A 544-nucleotide genomic window follows, 5' to 3' on the forward strand; every position below is an offset into this window, starting at 1 on the left:
TCAACTGGCCCGTCTGCTTCACTGCCATCGCGATTCCCTCAGACCGTCCACCTCAGAGAATCACAATCAGCGAATTACGCAACAGGCCCACAGGGGGAGAAGGTGGCCTCGCGAAGCGAGGTCGGATGAGGGGTGTTCCAGCTTGGCGCCGGCAGCACTCCGTCCAACACCCCTCAACCGTCTCGGCGCTGCGCGCCGATCCACCTTCTCCCGCAAGGGGAGAAGGAAGAGGCGCGCCCCTACAGCAACCCCGCCTGCTCGGCCTCTCGGCGCAGATTCTGGCGTGGCCTTGGGCCGATCTGCTGGATGACCAGCCCGGCGGCCAGCGAGCCGAGATCACCGCACTGCTTCAGGCCGCGGCCTTGCGTGTAGCCGTAGAGGAAGCCGGCGGCGTAGAGGTCGCCGGCGCCTGTCGTGTCGACCAGCTCGCGGATCCCGGTCGCCTCGATGGTGACGGTCTCGTCGCGGCGCACGATGACCGAGCCCTTTTCCGAACGGGTGACAATGGCGATCTTGCAGTCCCTGCGGATCTGCGCCAGCGCCT

1 protein-coding gene is annotated in these 544 nt (G+C 66.5%); it reads right to left on the reverse strand.

Translation table 11 applies throughout. From position 1 onward, the window contains the following. Positions 1-239: 239 nt before the first annotated feature. Positions 240-544: PfkB family carbohydrate kinase (locus tag NKI22_RS31385; RefSeq protein WP_352959702.1), on the reverse strand; the 305-nt coding region annotated here is incomplete at its 5' end.

Source organism: Mesorhizobium sp. M0778, assembly GCF_040320105.1.
GTDB lineage: Bacteria > Pseudomonadota > Alphaproteobacteria > Rhizobiales > Rhizobiaceae > Mesorhizobium.